This is a genomic window from Streptomyces tagetis (genome assembly GCF_018069565.1).
Taxonomy (GTDB): domain Bacteria; phylum Actinomycetota; class Actinomycetes; order Streptomycetales; family Streptomycetaceae; genus Streptomyces; species Streptomyces tagetis.
Genome location: NZ_JAGPNL010000012.1, coordinates 14,346 through 30,344, shown reverse-complemented (window position 1 = coordinate 30,344; position 15,999 = coordinate 14,346). Strand labels below are relative to the sequence as shown.

The window sequence follows — 15,999 nt, the reverse complement described above, 5'->3', positions numbered from 1 at the left end:
CCGTGGGCCCGACCCCGCCCCGGCAAGCGGCAAGCGGCAAGCGTCCCTACCCCCGCCCCAGCCGGAGTCGTTCCCCGCGCGGCAGGCCCGCCACCACCAGGTCGTAGGAGTCCTCCGTCAGTTCGCGGACGAGGCGGTCGGGGAGCGCCCCGTCGGCCGTGACCGTGTTCCAGTGGCGCTTGCTCATGTGGTAGCCCGGCGCGATCAGGCCCTCGTACTCGGCGCGCAGCCGCACCGCGTCGTCCGGGTCGCACTTGAGGTTGACCGTCAGCGGGCGCGCGTCCAGGCGGGAGAGGGCGAACATCTTGCCCAGCACCTTGAAGACCGACGCCTCCGGTCCGAAGGGAAACTCCTCCACCGCCGCGTTGAACGACAGGCAGAACGCGCGCAGCCCCTCCGGTGTCACTCAGCCGCCTCCGCCGTCTCGGGGGCCGCCGTGCCGACCGGCTCCACCAGCACCGTCACGATCTTGTTCCGCCGGCCCGCCGCGGACTCCGCGGTCAGCCGCAGTTCCCGTCCGTCGGGCAGTTCGACCACGGCCGAGGCGCCCGCGATCGGCACCCGGCCGAGCGCCTTCGCCAGCAGGCCGCCGACCGTCTCCACGTCCTCGTCGTCGAACTCCAGGCCGTACAGCTCGCCCAGGTCGCCCAGGTCCAGCCGGGAGATGACCCGGAACCGGCCCTCGCCGAGGGCGTCCACCGGCGGCAGCTCCCGGTCGTACTCGTCGGTGATCTCGCCGACGATCTCCTCCAGGACGTCCTCGATGGTGACGATGCCGGCCGTGCCGCCGTACTCGTCGATGACGACGGCGACGTGCTTGTGCTCCTTCTGCATCTCGCGCAGCAGGTCGCCCGCGTTCTTGGTGTCCGGGACGAAGTACGCGGGCCGCATGGCCGTGGTGACCAGCTCGTTCTCCGCGTCGCGGTTGATGTGCGTGCGGCGGACCAGGTCCTTCAGGTACACGACGCCCACCACGTCGTCCTCGCTGTCGCCGGTCACCGGGATGCGGGAGAAACCGGAGCGCAGGGCGAGGGTGAGCGCCTGCCGGATGGTCTTGTACCGCTCGATGACCACGAGGTCGGTGCGCGGCACCATCACCTCGCGCACCAGCGTGTCACCCAGTTCGAAGACCGAGTGCACCATCTTGCGCTCCTCGGCCTCGATCAGCGACTCCTTCTCCGCGAGGTCGACCAGCGCCCGCAGCTCCGCCTCCGAGGCGAACGGCCCCCGGCGGAACCCCCGCCCGGGGGTGAACGCGTTGCCGAGGAGGATGAGCAGCGAGGGCACCGGGCCCATGATCCGGGCGAGCGGCACCAGGACGTACGCCGCCGCCGTCGCGGTGTTCAGCGGGTGCTGGCGGCCGATGGTGCGCGGGGAGACCCCGACGGCGACGTACGACACCAGCACCATCACCGCGATGGCGATCACCAGCGCCTTGCCGGTGCCGTCGAACTCGCGCAGGCAGGCGTAGGTGACCAGCGCGGCGGCGGCCATCTCGCAGGCCACCCGGACCAGCAGCGCCACGTTGAGGTAGCGGGTCGGGTCGGCGGCGACGCGGGCCAGCTTGGCGCTGCCGCGTCGCCCGGACCGTACGGCCTCCTCGGCGCGGAAGCTGGAGACCCGCGCGAGTCCCGCCTCCGCGCACGCGGCGAGCCAGGCGACCACCACCAGGGCGACCGCCCCGGCGATGAGGGACGGGCTCATGACACGGTCGGCGCCGGGGACGGGCCGGTCAGGCCCCGCTCCGCGCGCCAGCCGTCCACGATGGCGGCCTGGAGGCCGAACATCTCGGCCTTCTCGTCCGGCTCCTCGTGGTCGTAGCCGAGGAGGTGCAGCACACCGTGGACGGTGAGCAGTTGCAGCTCCTCGTCCATGGTGTGCCCGGTCGGCGCCTCCTCGCCCTGGCGGGCGGCGACCTCCGGGCACAGCACGATGTCGCCGAGGAGCCCCTGCGGGGGCTCCTCCTCGTCCTTGGCCGGCGGGCGCAGCTCGTCCATCGGGAAGGACATGACATCGGTGGGTCCGGGCAGGTCCATCCACTGGATGTGGAGCTGCTCCATGGCGTCGGCGTCCACGACGATCACCGAGAGTTCGGAGAGCGGGTGGATGCGCATCCGCGTGAGCGCGTAGCGGGCGATGTCGAGGATCGCCTGCTCGTCGACCTCGGTTCCGGATTCGTTGTTGACGTCGATCGACATGGTCGTGCTGGTCTACTTCCCCTTGGCCTTGGCACCGCGCCCCTGGGGGTGGGCGTCCGGCTGGACGCCGTCGCCGGTGCCGTTCCTGCTGTCGTACTGCTCGTAGGCGTCGACGATACGGCCCACCAGCCGGTGGCGTACGACGTCGTGCGACGAGAGCCGGGAGAAGTGGACGTCCTCGACGCCCTCCAGGATCTCCTGGACCTGGCGCAGACCGGACTTGGTGCCGCCGGGCAGGTCGACCTGGGTCACGTCACCGGTGATCACGATCTTCGAGTCGAAGCCGAGCCGGGTGAGGAACATCTTCATCTGCTCGGGGCTCGTGTTCTGGGCCTCGTCCAGGATGATGAAGGCGTCGTTGAGCGTCCGGCCGCGCATGTACGCCAGGGGGGCGACCTCGATGGTGCCCGCCGCCATCAGGCGGGGGATCGAGTCGGGGTCGATCATGTCGTGCAGCGCGTCGTAGAGCGGGCGCAGGTATGGGTCGATCTTCTCGTAGAGCGTGCCCGGCAGGAAGCCGAGGCGTTCGCCGGCCTCGACCGCGGGGCGGGTCAGGATGATGCGGTTGACCTGCTTGGACTGGAGGGCCTGCACGGCCTTGGCCATGGCCAGGTAGGTCTTGCCGGTGCCGGCGGGGCCGATGCCGAAGACGACGGTGTGCTTGTCGATCGCGTCGACGTACCGCTTCTGGTTGAGCGTCTTGGGGCGGATGGTGCGGCCCCGGGAGGAGAGGATGTTCTGGGTGAGCACCTCGGCCGGGCTCTCCTGGCCGTCGTTCTCCCCGTTCTCGCTCGCCTTGAGCATGGCGATCGACCGTTCCACCGCGTCCTCCGTCAGCGGCTGCCCGGTGCGCAGCACCAGCATCATCTCGTCGAAGACGCGCTGGACGAGCGCGACCTCGTGGGCGTCGCCGACGGCGCTGATCTCGTTGCCCCGGACGTGGATGTCGGTCGCGGGGAAGGACTTCTCGATCACGCGGAGCAGGGAGTCTCCGGACCCGAGGACGGTGACCATCGGGTGCCGTGCGGGGACGGTGATCTGTGCTCTGGCCTGCCCCTGCGCGGGGGTGTGGGCTGAGGGTGTCTGAGTCATGGGCCGGCGCGGTGGCCTGCGGTCCTCCTCTGCGGCGGTGGCCGCGTGACAGGTGTGGTCTCCACGTCCCAGCCTACGACTCCCCGCGGGAGGTGCCGAGGCGATTTTCCGGGGGGCCGGGGGCCGGTGGGCGCCGGCCCCCGGCGGGGCGCCGTGGGGGCCGGGCGTCGGGCCGCGGTGTGTGTCCGGGCGTCGGGTCGGGGTGGGCTCCCGGGCGTTCGCCGGGAGTCGGGTCGGGGTGGGCTCCCCGGCGTTCGCCGGGTGCCGGGGTGCGGTGGGCTCTCGGGCGTCGGCAGGCCACCGGGTCGGGGTGGGTTCCCGGGCGTTCGCCGGGTGCCGAGTCGCGGTGGGCTCCCGGGCGTCCGCCGGGCGGGCCTGGCCGACGCCCGGCCTGGGACGCCGGGGTCCCGGCCCGTTGCCCTCGCTCCCGCCTACGGTGCCCCGCCGGAGGCGTCACCGTCGGTGCTGGTCCGCGATCACCGTCCTGAGCCAGGCGTACGACGCCTTCGGGGTGCGGGTCTGGGTGGTGAAGTCGACGTGGACCAGGCCGAAGCGGCGGGCGTACCCCTCGGCCCACTCGAAGTTGTCCAGGAGGGACCAGACGAAGTAGCCCCGGGTGTCCACGCCCGCCTCCAGCGCCCGGTGCAGGGCGCGGAGGTGGCCGTCGAGGTAGGCGATGCGGTCCTGGTCGTCGAGGCCGTCGTAGGAGCAGCCGTTCTCGGTGACGAGGACGGGCGGCAGGCTCGCCCCGTAGCGGTCGCGCAGGCCGGTCAGGGTCTCGGTGAGTCCCTCGGGGACGACGGGCCAGCCGAAGTCGGTCCTCGGGCGGCCCTCGATCTCGCGCACCGAGAAGGGCAGCCCGGCCGGCACCCGCACCCCGCCGAGGTCGCTGCCGGTGCCGTCGGGGGCGCCGATCAGGGCCGGCGCGTAGTAGTTCACGCCGTACCAGTCGAGCGGTGCGCCGATGACGGCGAGGTCGGCCTCGGCGTCGCCCGGCATCAGCTCGGCGAGGCCCTCGGGGTAGCGGCCGGTCAGCACGGGGTCGGAGAAGAGCCGGTTCAGCAGGAGGTCGTAGAAGCCGGCCGCCTCCCGGTCGGCGGGGGCCTCGGAGGCGGGCCAGACCGGGCCGTGCGAGTTGGCGATGCCGATGTCGCGGGCACCGGCGGCGCGCAGTGCCCGGACGGCGAGGCCGTGGGCGAGGAGCTGGTGGTGGGCGGCGGGCAGGGCGTCGAAGAGCAGCTCCCGGCCGGGGGCGTGGACGCCGAGGGCGTGCCCGAGGAGGGTGTGTTCGGCGGGCTCGTTGAGGGTGATCCAGGTGCCGACGCGGTCGCCGAGCCGGTCGGCGACGGCGGAGACGTGGCCGGCGAAGCGGGCCGCGGTGTCCCGCTCCAGCCAGTCCAGGCCGAGGGGCAGGTCCCAGTGGAAGAGGGTGGGCACGGGCCGGACGCCGGCCGCGCACACCTCGTCGACCAGGCGGTCGTAGAAGTCGAGGCCGCCGGGGGAGTTCACCCGGGGCCAGGAGACCGAGAAGCGGTAGGCGTCCACGCCCAGGCCGGCCAGGAGGGCGACGTCCTCGCGGTAGCGGTGGTAGTGGTCGCAGGCCACCGCCGCCGTGGAGCCGTCCTTGATCCTGCCGGGGCGTTCGGCGAAGGCGTCCCAGACGGAGCGCTCGCGCAGGTCCGCGGCGCCCTCGATCTGGTGGGCCGAGGTGGACACGCCCCACAGGAAGCCGTCCGGGAACCGGGGCATCGGGTCGGGCGCCGTGCTGGGTCCAGTCACCATGCGCGGATCATCCGTACCGCCGGGTAATGAAGTCAACGCCCGTGCGCGGGAAGGGCGTCGAAACCGGCCGACGCCCTTCCCGCGCCCTCAGGCGCCCTCCCGCAGTACCCGGGAGATGAGCCGGCGCTGTTCGTCGGTGAGCCGGGGGTCGGCGGCGTAGACCGTCTTCCCGTCGACGGTGATCTGGTAGCTGAAACCGTCGGGGACCCCGACGGGCGGGGTGCCCCGGCCGTCGGCGAGCGCCCGTTCGACCAGCGTGTGCCACTCGGACGCGTCGGCCCGCCCGGTGGTCTCCACCTCCGCGAAGCGCTCGATGCCCGCGAAGCCTCCTGTACGCCTTACCTGAATCCGCATGGGTCCGTGTCTAGTACGCGATCAGAGCGTGCGCACCCCGACCTGCTCCCACGCCTTGGCGACGGCCTCCCTCTCGTCGCCGTCGCCGTACCGCTCGCGGGCGGCGCGCACCGTGGCGGTGGCGAAGTCGGTGAAGAGCGCGTCCTCCTTGAGCGCGCCGGAGGTGAGCACGTCGTACCAGATCTGTCCGGCCCGCTCCCAGGCGTGGCCGCCCAGTTCGGTGGCGAGGAGGTAGAAGGCGTGGTTGGGGATGCCGGAGTTGATGTGGACGCCGCCGTTGTCCCGGCCGGTGCGCACGTAGTCGTCCATCGTGGCGGGCTGGGGGTCCTTGCCGAGGACGTCGTCGTCGTACGCGGTGCCGGGGGCCTTCATCGAGCGCAGCGCCTCGCCGGTGACGCGCGGGGCGAGGAGCCCGGCGCCGATCAGCCAGTCGGCCTCGGCGGCGGTCTGGCCGAGGGTGTACTGCTTGATCAGGGAGCCGAAGACGTCCGACACCGACTCGTTGAGGGCGCCGGGCTGGCCGTAGTAGGTCAGGTTGGCGGTGTACTGGGTGACGCCGTGGGTCAGCTCGTGGCCGATGACGTCGATCGGGAGGGTGAAGTCGAGGAAGATCTCGCCGTCACCGTCGCCGAAGACCATCTGCTCGCCGTTCCAGAAGGCGTTGTTGTACTCGCGGTCGTAGTGCACGGTCGCGTCGAGCGGCATGCCGGTGCCGTCGATGGAGTCGCGGCCGTACGCCGTCAGGAACAGCTCGAAGGTGGCGCCCAGTCCGGTGTAGGCGCGGTTGACGGTGGCGTCCTTGCCGGGCTCCTGGCCCTCGGCGCGCACCTTGCGGCCGGGCAGGTCGGTGCCGTGCCGGGCGTCGTAGACGGTCCGGTGGGGCTTGCCGGGCTCGGCGCCGGCGCGGGGGGCGACGGCGGCGGCGCCCATGACGGTGGCCAGGTTGCGCTGGGTGCGCTCGATGGCGTCGCGCTGGATGGTGCGCCGGGCGGGGCCGGAGAGCACGGGGTCGCCGTGCCGGGCGAGCTTGTCGAGGACGTGGGGCGGCACGATGGCGCAGAAGACGGGCTCGGTGCCCCCGCCGGCGGCCGGCGAGGTCGGCTGTGTGGTCGGCATGGAACAATCGTCGCAGTGCGTGACGGCGCTGTCACCACCCGCGACCATGATGGATGAAATGCGGTGACAAGCGGGCCCGGCGGCCCCGTTGGGTGGTATACGGCACTTTGTGCCCAGGTGACCCCCCTGGTCCCGCATACTGATACGGACCCGCGTGACCGGCACGACTCCGCTACGCTGCGGACCATCATGTTTTTCGGGCTGCTTCTCCTTAGCTGCCGCGGCGAGGGCCTGTAGAGGCCGACTCCCTCCCCGCGGTGCTTGGTGGTGCGTCGTCGGCCGTCCTTCCGGACACGCGGACACCGCGGACATCAGAGGAGCCCACGCCACCATGGCCAACCGCCAGCAGCCCAGCACCATGCCCATCGCCAAGTACCGCGGCTACGACCAGGTCGACCTGGCCGACCGCTCCTGGCCCACCCGGCGGATCACCCAGGCCCCCCGCTGGCTCTCGACCGATCTGCGGGACGGCAACCAGGCCCTGATCGACCCCATGTCGCCCGCCCGCAAGCGCGCGATGTTCGACCTGCTGGTCGCCATGGGCTACAAGGAGATCGAGGTCGGCTTCCCGGCCTCCGGCCAGACCGACTACGACTTCGTCCGCTCGATCATCGAGGACCCGGACGCCATCCCGGACGATGTGACGATCTCGGTGCTGACGCAGGCCCGCGAGGACCTGATCGAGCGCACGGTGGAGTCCCTGAAGGGCGCCCGCCGGGCCACCGTCCACCTGTACAACGCCACCGCCCCGGTCTTCCGCCGGGTCGTCTTCCGCGGCTCCAGGGACGACATCAAGCAGATCGCCGTCGACGGCACCCGACTGGTGATGGAGTACGCGGAGAAGCTGCTGGGCCCGGAGACGGAGTTCGGCTACCAGTACAGCCCGGAGATCTTCACCGACACCGAGCTGGACTTCGCGCTGGAGGTCTGCGAGGCGGTGATGGACGTCTACCGGCCCGGACCGGGCCGCGAGATCATCCTCAACCTGCCCGCCACGGTGGAGCGTTCGACGCCGTCCACGCACGCCGACCGCTTCGAGTGGATGGGCCGCCGGCTCTCCCGCCGCGAGCACGTCTGCCTGTCGGTCCACCCGCACAACGACCGCGGCACCGCCGTCGCCGCCGCCGAGCTGGCGCTGATGGCCGGCGCCGACCGCGTCGAGGGCTGCCTGTTCGGGCAGGGCGAGCGCACCGGCAACGTCGACCTGGTCACCCTGGGCATGAACCTGTTCTCGCAGGGCGTCGACCCGCAGATCGACTTCTCGAACATCGACGAGATCCGCCGTACCTGGGAGTACTGCAACCAGATGGAGGTCCACCCGCGCCACCCGTACGTGGGCGACCTGGTCTACACCTCCTTCTCCGGCTCCCACCAGGACGCCATCAAGAAGGGCTTCGACGCCATGGAGGCCGACGCGAAGGCCCGGGGCGTCACCGTCGACGAGATCGAGTGGGCGGTCCCGTACCTGCCGATCGACCCGAAGGACGTCGGCCGTTCCTACGAGGCGGTCATCCGGGTCAACTCGCAGTCCGGCAAGGGCGGCATCGCCTACGTGCTGAAGAACGACCACAAGCTGGACCTGCCGCGCCGGATGCAGATCGAGTTCTCCAGGATCATCCAGGCGAAGACGGACGCCGAGGGCGGCGAGGTGACCCCCGCCGACATCTGGGCCGTCTTCCAGGACGAGTACCTGCCCAACCCGGAAAACCCGTGGGGGCGCATCCAGGTCAAGAACGGGCAGACCACGACTGACCGCGACGGCATCGACACGCTCACCGTGGAGGCCGCGGTGGACGGCGCCGACACCGTCCTGACCGGCACGGGCAACGGTCCGATCTCGGCCTTCTTCGACGCGCTGCAGTCCATCGGCGTGGACGTACGCCTGCTGGACTACCAGGAGCACACGATGAGCGAGGGCGCGTCCGCGCAGGCCGCCTCCTACATCGAGTGCGCGATCGGCGACAAGGTCCTGTGGGGGATCGGAATCGACGCGAACACGACACGAGCGTCGCTGAAGGCGGTCGTCTCGGCCGTCAACCGCGCGTCCCGCTGATCAGTCCGACCGGTGGTTTCGGGGCCCCGCACGCCGAGAACAGGCGGGCGGGGCCCCGTCGGATACCGGCCAGATATATGTGCAGGTCACGGAGAGGTCTCTTCCGGGGTACTGACTCCACGTCGACGATGTGGCTAACATCACGCCAGCGCGGCGATGTTGCCGCGCGGTTATGGAGGTGCGACGTGCTGCCTGGACGGAGACGACACGGCCGGGCTGCCCGGCTCCCGCGCATCCTGGGCACCCGCACCGCCTGGACCTGCGTCGGAGACGGGGAGTTCTTCTGCCCCGGCTGTGGCGGCGACCGCAATTACCAGCGGCTGTCGGGGCGCCGCCGCCTGGCCCTGCTCGGCGTCCCCGTGCTGTCGCGCGGCGCGTGCGCGCCGGCCGTCGAGTGCGCGGCCTGCAGCCGCCGCTTCGGCACCGACGTGCTCGACCACCCGACCACGACCCGCTTCTCGGCGATGCTGCGCGACGCCGTCCACACGGTCGCCCTCGCGGTGCTGGCCGCGGGCGGCACCGGCTCGCGCACGGCGCTGGAGACGGCGGCCTGCGCGGTGCGCGCGGCCGGCTTCGCCGACTGCGACGAGGAGCAGCTCGCCGCCCTCGTCGAGGCGCTGGAGGCGGACACCGGACGGGTCGCGGGGGAGCCCTGCGTACCGGGGCTCGCGATAGAGCTGCACGAGTCGCTGGACCCGCTGGCCCCGCACCTCGCCGCCGCCGGGCGGGAATCGATCCTGCTCCAGGGCGCCCGCATCGCGCTGGCCGACGGCCCCTACACCCCCGCCGAGCGGGACGCCCTGGCGACGGTGGGGGCGGCGCTGACCATCTGCTCGGCCGACGTGACCCGGCTCCTGGAGTCGGCCGGCACCCCCTCCTGACCGCGCCGCCGGGCGCCCGGGGAGGGGACGGGCGTCAGGCGGTGAGGTCCAGGCGCAGGATGCGCCGGTCCATGCCCGGACCGAAGTAGTCCCGGCGCAGCCCCGCGTCCGGGCCCTCGGGGGAGAAGCCCAGGGAGCGGTAGAGCAGCAGGGCGGCCCGGTTGGCCGGCTCGACGGTCAGCCGCACCCGTTCCACGCCGTCCCGGCGCAGCCGCTCCAGCACCTCGGTCATCAGCTCCCGCCCTAGCCCGCCGCGCCGCCGGTCCCGGGCCACGCACAGGCCGAGTATCCAACTGTCCGGGCCGAGCGCCGGGGTCCGGGTGGCGGCCAGCACGTAGCCGCGCAGCCGGCCCGCGCCGTCGTCGAGGACGAGGAAGTGCTCGGCGTACATGTCCCAGAGCTGGCGGAGCAGGAAGCCGGGGTAGGCGACCTCGCGGAACACCTCCCGGTCCAGCCGCCGCAGCTCGGGCAGGTCGCTCTCGCGGGCGGTGCGCAGGACGAGCGGTGGGGTGTCCGGTAAGGGCGCCGTCCTCCCGTAGCGCTCGTGGCGGCCCCAGGAGCGTTCCAGCGGTTCGGCGGTCATGCCACCCCCAGACAGACGGGACGTGCGTACGTCAACCGGACGGCCGCCGGCCCGGCCACACGATGGAATGAGCGCGCATCGGTGGCGGCGGTGCCGTCCCCTGGCTAGAGTGAGCGTCCAACTTCCGTCATGCAAGGGCGAGTTCGGGTGTACAACGGTGCGCCCGGCGTGCGCCCTGCCGATACGGACTGGCGGGTTCCCCGCTGTCCGGGTGTGTCCTGGTGGCTTACCTTGCGAACAACGCTGACGCCGCTCCGGAACGGGCGTCCAACGGGGCTCGCGCGCACGGCACACGGGCCGTCCACCACCGAATGGAACACGGCAGGGTGACTATGGACCGAAACGCCGACGCGCCCTGGTCGAAATTCGATCCAGAGGTGTACGTCGACAACAACTACCGGACACCGCTCGATGTCGACCTTCTCATCGTGCGGCTCATGCGCGACCACTTCGGCCGCTGCTTCGCGGACGGCGTCCCCGACTCGGTGCGGGGCGTCGACGTGGGCGCCGGCGCCAACCTCTACCCGGCGCTCTCCATGCTGCCGTGGTGCGAGAAGGTGCTGCTGCTGGAGTACGCACAGCCGAACGTCGAGTACCTGGAGCGCCAGGTGTCCCCCGAGGGGTACGACCCCGTCTGGGACGCCTTCTGGGAGGTGCTCCGCGAGGCCCCGGCCTACCGGGACGTCGACCCGCGCGCGCGGTGCGGGGAGATCGTCCGGGTGGAGCGGGGCAATCTGTTCGACCTGGACGGACAGCGGCGCTGGGAGATGGGCACGATGTTCTTCGTCGCCGACTCCATGTCCGAGTGCCCCGAGGAGTTCGCGCGCGGCGTGCGCTGCTTCATGAACGCGCTGGGCGAGGGTGCCCCCTTCGCCGCCGCCTTCATGAAGGAGTCCGTCGGGTACCGGGTCGGCGACCACACGTACCCGGCCTACCGGGTCAACGAGGAGCGCGTCAGGGAGAGCCTGGAAGCCTTCACGACCGACGTCGAGACCCACGACCTGCACCACATGGTGCGGCCGGGCCACGAAGGCATCCTGCTCGCCCTGGGCCGGCGGAACGGGGAGGTTGCCACCCCGTAGGAACGGGGACATGCAGTCCACAGGCAACGGGATCTGTGCGAAGGGTGCGGGGGATGCAGATCAAGCCACGCCAGCATCTGCTGGACATCTGGCAGGCCATGGCCCGTCATTCGTTCGACGACGGGAAGCTCGTCCGCGGGGAGACCGACGGACTGAGCAGCGTCGCCGACGCCGAGCGCCTGCTCTGCATCCTCTACCCGGCCACCGAGGTCCCCGCCTTCCGCCTCGACCAGCCGGACACCACCGAACGGGACGTGCTGCGCGCCCTGGAGCGCCTCGGCACCCGGCTGGAGATCCCGGCCAACCTGATCACCGCGCTGAGCCAGTTCATGCGCACCCACACCGGGCCCGACGACAGCCCCACCTTCGCCGGCGGCCACTACTTCCGCCCCAGCGGACCCGACGTCGAACTCACCCACGAGCAGGAGCAGTTGGGCGTAGTCGACTCCTACTCGATGTCCATCACGCTCTGCCTGGCCACCCTCGGCTTCCTCAAGGTCTACGAGGCCACCACCACCCGCCGCGAGATCCGCCGGGCCATCGGAGAGCTGCGCGAGGCCACCAACTCCCGGCTCACCGCCGCGATGATCAGCCTGCTGCGCTCCTTCACCGTGAACGTCTTCGACGCCGAGTCGGAGCAGGGCCGGCGCCTCATCCAGGTCATCGGCCAGGGCGGGCAGTCCGACCGGCAGGTGCTCCAGCAGTTCTCCCGCCGGCTGCGCCCGCTGCGTGCCACCATCATCGAGAGCCTCACCCGCGGCATCCAGGTCGACGAGGGCATCCGGGACGAGAGCCAGCTCTTCGAGTGCGGCTGGGCCTGGGGCGTCGTCCAGGACGCCCCCCGCGTCATCGACCTCGACACACAGGTCCACGGGCAGCCCGACGGCATCGCCGACCGGCTGCCCTACGTGTACTTCACCGTGGTCGCCCTCGACGGCATCCAGGACCTCTTCTCCGAGCGCACCCTCACCCTCGGACTGCTCGACGCCGACCAGCAGAAGCTGGCCGAGGCGCTGCGGCTGCGCTGGGAGCTGAGCCAGCAGTACTGGTCGGCCGTGGCCAGATTCGGCTCCGAGCGCTGGCCGCTGGAGGACCTGCCCTGGCAGACCACCGGACTGCGGCTGGAGTCCGAGTACTTCTCGCTGACCGTCGCCGCGATCCTCGTCCACGACCTGGTCCGCCGCAAGGCCACCGACGACGACCTCACCCGCACCGTCGCCATCATGGAGCGCCTCGCCGACCGGGGCCGGATCACCAGCCGGATGACCAAGGAGGACCCCACCATCCGGCTGCACAACCCCGGCGTCACCATGCCGCTCGCCGGCTCCCAGCGCTCCGGGAGCCTGCTGCTGTGGCGGATGACGGACTTCTCCGCGCAGCTCCTCAAGCGCAGCATCCAGCTCGCCGAGCTGTCGAGGAACATCGGCGCCCAGGACCGCCTGCTGCGGCTGGCCGAGCAGACCTTCGAGCACCTGTGGGACCGGCGGATCGAGGACGAGGACGCCGCCGGCCTCTGGGACAACGTCCGCGCCGTCTACCCGGACGCCCGGGGCGTCGGACGCCGCCTGTCGTGGAGCATCACCGAGCGCGTCACCGAATGCCTCGTCGCCGCCCGCAACCTGTACAAGCAGCAGCCCATCCGCAGCGCCGAACTGGCGGAGCTGGCCCGGGAACTGCTCAGCGAGGCCACCCACCTGTTCGGCAAGGAGCAGTTGGAGGGCGCCACCTCCCCGGACGGGAGCCGGGCGCGCACCATGCGGAGCATCGAGAGCCGCCTCGACCACGCCCGCAGCCTCATCGACGACCGCCCGGCGACGGCCTTCGCGCTGGCCCTGCCCGTGCTGAGGGAACTCGACACCCTGGCCCAGGCCAGGGGAGCCGCCGCCCAGGAGGTGTGAGCCGTGCTCGTCTTCGCCGCCTCCGACAAGGGGGGTACCGGGCGCTCCGTGACCAGCGCCAACCTGGCGTACCAGCGCGCGCTCACCGGCGATCACGTGGCCTACGTCGACTTCGACTTCGGCTCGCCCACCGCCGCCGCCGTCTTCGACGTGCCCGGCGCCCTGCGCGGCACCGAGGAGCCCGGCCTCCACTCCTACCTGGAGGGCGAGGCGCCCGAGCCGGCCCGGATCGACGTGTGGCGCCAGACTGAGCACCCCCAACTGCGCACCCGGCCCAACCAGTCGGGCCGCCTCGTCCTCTTCCCCGGTGACGCGGGCGGCGGCGAGTTCGCCACCGGCGCGGACGCCCTCGAACGCTGCGTCGACCTGCTGCTGCGCATCGACAACGAGTTCGACGTCACCCTCGTCGACCTGAGCGCCGGGCGCAGTTACGCGGTGGACATGGTCCTCGCCGCCACCGCCCACCCCCGGATGCGGTACGTGCCCTGCCGCTGGCTCGTCTTCCACCGCTGGACCCGCCAGCACGTCATCGCCGCCTCCGGGCTGGTCCACACCGACCACGGCATCCTGCGCGGCGGGGTGGAGCGCGGCCACGACGAGGAGACGCTGCGGGCCTCGATCCGCTTCGTACGGGCCGCCGTGCCCGACCCCGAGTCGCCGCTGTGGGCGCAGGGTTCGCCCGCCCAGGCCGCCTGGATGCAGGCGTGCGACGAGGCGCTGCGCCGGCTCGCCGCCGAACACCGCATCGGCGACAGCGTCGTGCTCGGCATTGTGCCGCTGGAGCCGATACTCCAGTGGCGCGAGCAGTTGATCACCGAGGAGGACGTGCTCTCCACGCAGATCGCCAACAAGGAGACCCTCGAAGCGCTGGAGGAGATCGCCCGGCGCCTGACGGACGACGCGCACTGGGGGCAGCCATGACGGACGCGGTGTTCCACGAGACCGCCGCCGCCCCCCGCACCCAGGCGGTGCCCCTCGCCCACCTCTCCCTGGAGCTGGGCCACCTCTACATGGAGGACTTCGAGGCCGGTCCCGGACGGCTGCGCCGCCACTTCGCCGAGGTCCGCCCCTGGGCCGAGGCGGCCCGCGCCGCCGCCACCGCCCGCGCCGCCGCCACCGCCCGCACCGGCGCCCAACGGGCCCGGATCAGCACCTGTTTCCTCGTCGACGACTACTTCACCCGGTTCTCCAGCCCCGCCGAGGTGGTCCCGATGCTCCTCGCCGAGGCGGACCGGGCCGGGCTCACCGTCGACTACCTGGCCCGCGAGTCCGGCTGCGCGGTCTTCGGGGAGGTGCCCGTCGCCGAGGCGGTGGCCGGCCGCATCGTCGAGTCACCGCCGCCCAGCAGCCACGGCATCCGCCCGCCCGCCGCCCAGACCGGCTGGCTGGCCAACGGGGAGCGCAGCCCCGCCGTCCGCGCCCCGCAGGCGATGAAACGGGCCCAGGTGTGGCGCCCGCCGAAGGAGACCGCGGCCCGCCGCCACTCCGTCTTCCTCGACACCGAACTCTTCAGCGACGGCCCCGACGGGCGCACCTGGTCCTGCCCCTTCCTCGCCGCCGTCTGGCAACTGGCCCGGCTCGGCCTCCTGCGCCACCAGGGCGAAGCCGTCCTCAGCCCCCGCCCGCACGGCGACGGCGGCTTCCCCGACGACTGGGACGACCTGCCGCCCCTGCTCCGCCTCAATCCGGACGCGGACCCCTTCACCGCCTACCGCACCTGCTCCGTCCTGCCCAACCGCTTCCTCCCCGTCGAGCACGCCGTCCGCGTGATCCTCGACCAGACCGAGGTGGACCCCGGCGCCCTCGGGCAGGTCGCGGTCCGTGCGCGGGGCGAGCGGGCGGAGCTGCCCGACTCGGTCGCCGACCGGGTCTCCTACGTGTTCTACGCGGGGCCGTGAGATGCGGCCGCCCGAGACCGGCCCGCCCACCGCCCTCCTCTGCGGCGAGATCCGCACCTGCCTGCTGCCCGCCCGCCAGGCCCTCGACATCCGCTCCGCCGCCCAGTTCCTCGCCCTGCGCGCCGACGAACGGGTCCTGCTCTCCGAACGCCCCACCCTCTACGCGCGCTCCCCCGACACCCTCACCGGCGTCGACTGCCCGCTGCCCGCCGCCGACGGCGCCCGCGTCCGCGCCGTCGGCACCGTCGCCGCGCACGCCGTGCTCACCGAGGGCCGGGTGCTCCAGACCTCCGCCCGCTTCCGCGCCCCCGCCTCCGGCCCCGACCAGCGGCGGCCCTGGGGCCAGTACCTGATACGGCCCGGCACGGTCGAACCCCTCGGCAAGCTGCCCCGGGAACCGGTCGCCCGCGGCGTGCTCGACGGGGGCCGCCAGGGCGACCTGGACGTCGGCCTCATCGCCGACGCGCTGCTGACCCGGCTGCTGCGCCACCCGCTGCTCGACCAGCGCCCGCCCATGCGGTCCCGGCCCACCCGGCTGCGCTGGGCCGCCCTGCCCGCGCCGAGCGGCGCCGGGCCGTCCCTGGAACGGTTCACGCTCGCCGAGGACGAACTGCGCACCGTCCGCCTCCGCGTCCCCGAGGACACCCCCGCCGACGAGATCGCCGGACTCTGCGCCGACCTCGCCCTGCACGACTGGCTGCTGACCACCGTGGTCCGCACCTTCGACGGCATCCGCCTCGGCACCGGGGCGGACCGTGACGGCTCGTCCGTCCTGCGCGCGCTCGGGCCCGCCGTCGATCATCTGCTGCACCTGTGGATGCCCCGGGCCCGGGTGACCCCCGCCCTGGCGCGGCTGTGGGACCCGCTGGAGGAGCGGCCCGGCTTCACCCGGCAGTGGGATGCCCTCGTCCACCGCATCCGCGACCAACTGGCCCTCCAGGCCATCGGCCCCGCCCGACGGGAGGTGGAACCGGCGCCCTGACCGGACGCCCTCCCCGCAGCGCCGCCCCGCACATCCCCGCACCGCCACGCACGTCCCGATCCGACGCGTATCCCAACGGG

The 15,999-nt window shown here is 72.4% G+C and carries 15 protein-coding genes; 7 read left to right on the top strand and 8 right to left on the bottom strand.

Annotation, left to right across the window (positions count from 1 at the left end; translation table 11 throughout):
- Positions 1-46: 46 nt before the first annotated feature.
- From J5Y05_RS30135 to J5Y05_RS30105, 7 genes are all read right to left on the bottom strand, one after another.
- Positions 47-406 (bottom strand): MmcQ/YjbR family DNA-binding protein, encoded by a 360-nt coding sequence (locus tag J5Y05_RS30135; RefSeq protein ID WP_210876478.1) that lies wholly within the window; start codon positions 404-406, stop codon positions 47-49.
- Positions 403-1,704 (bottom strand): hemolysin family protein, encoded by a 1,302-nt coding sequence (locus J5Y05_RS30130; protein ID WP_210876477.1) that lies wholly within the window; start codon positions 1,702-1,704, stop codon positions 403-405. Before J5Y05_RS30130 ends, J5Y05_RS30135 begins: the two co-directional genes overlap by 4 nt.
- Positions 1,701-2,198 (bottom strand): rRNA maturation RNase YbeY, encoded by a 498-nt coding sequence (gene ybeY / locus J5Y05_RS30125; protein ID WP_210876476.1) that lies wholly within the window; start codon positions 2,196-2,198, stop codon positions 1,701-1,703. Before ybeY ends, J5Y05_RS30130 begins: the two co-directional genes overlap by 4 nt.
- Positions 2,199-2,210: 12 nt before the next feature.
- Positions 2,211-3,290 (bottom strand): PhoH family protein, encoded by a 1,080-nt coding sequence (locus J5Y05_RS30120; protein ID WP_210876475.1) that lies wholly within the window; start codon positions 3,288-3,290, stop codon positions 2,211-2,213.
- 453 nt (positions 3,291-3,743) lie between these two features.
- Entirely contained in the window at positions 3,744-5,072 is a 1,329-nt protein-coding gene (locus tag J5Y05_RS30115; protein ID WP_210876474.1) for a GH1 family beta-glucosidase, read from the bottom strand.
- 87 nt (positions 5,073-5,159) lie between these two features.
- A complete protein-coding gene (locus tag J5Y05_RS30110; RefSeq protein WP_210876473.1) occupies positions 5,160-5,426 on the bottom strand; it encodes a protealysin inhibitor emfourin in 267 nt (88 codons plus the stop codon).
- 21 nt (positions 5,427-5,447) lie between these two features.
- Positions 5,448-6,542 (bottom strand): M4 family metallopeptidase, encoded by a 1,095-nt coding sequence (locus tag J5Y05_RS30105; RefSeq protein WP_210876472.1) that lies wholly within the window; start codon positions 6,540-6,542, stop codon positions 5,448-5,450.
- A gap of 331 nt (positions 6,543-6,873) precedes the next feature.
- Between J5Y05_RS30105 and leuA the strand changes: the two genes are divergently transcribed.
- Entirely contained in the window at positions 6,874-8,595 is a 1,722-nt protein-coding gene (gene leuA / locus J5Y05_RS30100) for a 2-isopropylmalate synthase (RefSeq protein WP_210876471.1), read from the top strand.
- A gap of 185 nt (positions 8,596-8,780) precedes the next feature.
- Positions 8,781-9,476: a TerB family tellurite resistance protein gene (locus J5Y05_RS30095; protein WP_210876470.1), complete on the top strand. Its 696-nt coding sequence runs from the start codon at positions 8,781-8,783 to the stop codon at positions 9,474-9,476.
- A gap of 34 nt (positions 9,477-9,510) precedes the next feature.
- Here the strand turns inward: J5Y05_RS30095 and J5Y05_RS30090 are convergent, their stop codons facing one another.
- Complete coding sequence (locus J5Y05_RS30090) at positions 9,511-10,059, bottom strand: GNAT family N-acetyltransferase (protein ID WP_210876469.1); 549 nt, start codon at positions 10,057-10,059, stop codon at positions 9,511-9,513.
- Positions 10,060-10,370: 311 nt separating this feature from the next.
- Between J5Y05_RS30090 and J5Y05_RS30085 the strand changes: the two genes are divergently transcribed.
- Genes J5Y05_RS30085 through J5Y05_RS30065 form a run of 5 tightly spaced genes read left to right on the top strand, consistent with a single transcriptional unit; the run spans position 10,371 to position 15,919 of the window.
- Entirely contained in the window at positions 10,371-11,141 is a 771-nt protein-coding gene (locus J5Y05_RS30085; protein ID WP_210876468.1) for an SCO2525 family SAM-dependent methyltransferase, read from the top strand.
- 53 nt (positions 11,142-11,194) lie between these two features.
- Entirely contained in the window at positions 11,195-13,039 is a 1,845-nt protein-coding gene (locus tag J5Y05_RS30080; protein ID WP_210876467.1) for an SCO2524 family protein, read from the top strand.
- Between the two features lie 3 nt (positions 13,040-13,042).
- The gene (locus tag J5Y05_RS30075) at positions 13,043-13,960 is read left to right on the top strand and encodes an SCO2523 family variant P-loop protein (protein ID WP_210876466.1); all 918 of its coding nucleotides are present in this window, start codon (positions 13,043-13,045) and stop codon (positions 13,958-13,960) included.
- Complete coding sequence (locus J5Y05_RS30070) at positions 13,957-14,937, top strand: SCO2522 family protein (RefSeq protein ID WP_210876465.1); 981 nt, start codon at positions 13,957-13,959, stop codon at positions 14,935-14,937. The genes J5Y05_RS30075 and J5Y05_RS30070 overlap by 4 nt, the downstream gene beginning before the upstream one ends.
- Position 14,938: 1 nt before the next feature.
- Positions 14,939-15,919 carry an SCO2521 family protein gene (locus J5Y05_RS30065; protein WP_210876464.1) on the top strand — a complete coding sequence of 327 codons (981 nt, stop codon included), beginning with the start codon at positions 14,939-14,941 and terminating at the stop codon, positions 15,917-15,919.
- Positions 15,920-15,999 lie beyond the last annotated feature (80 nt).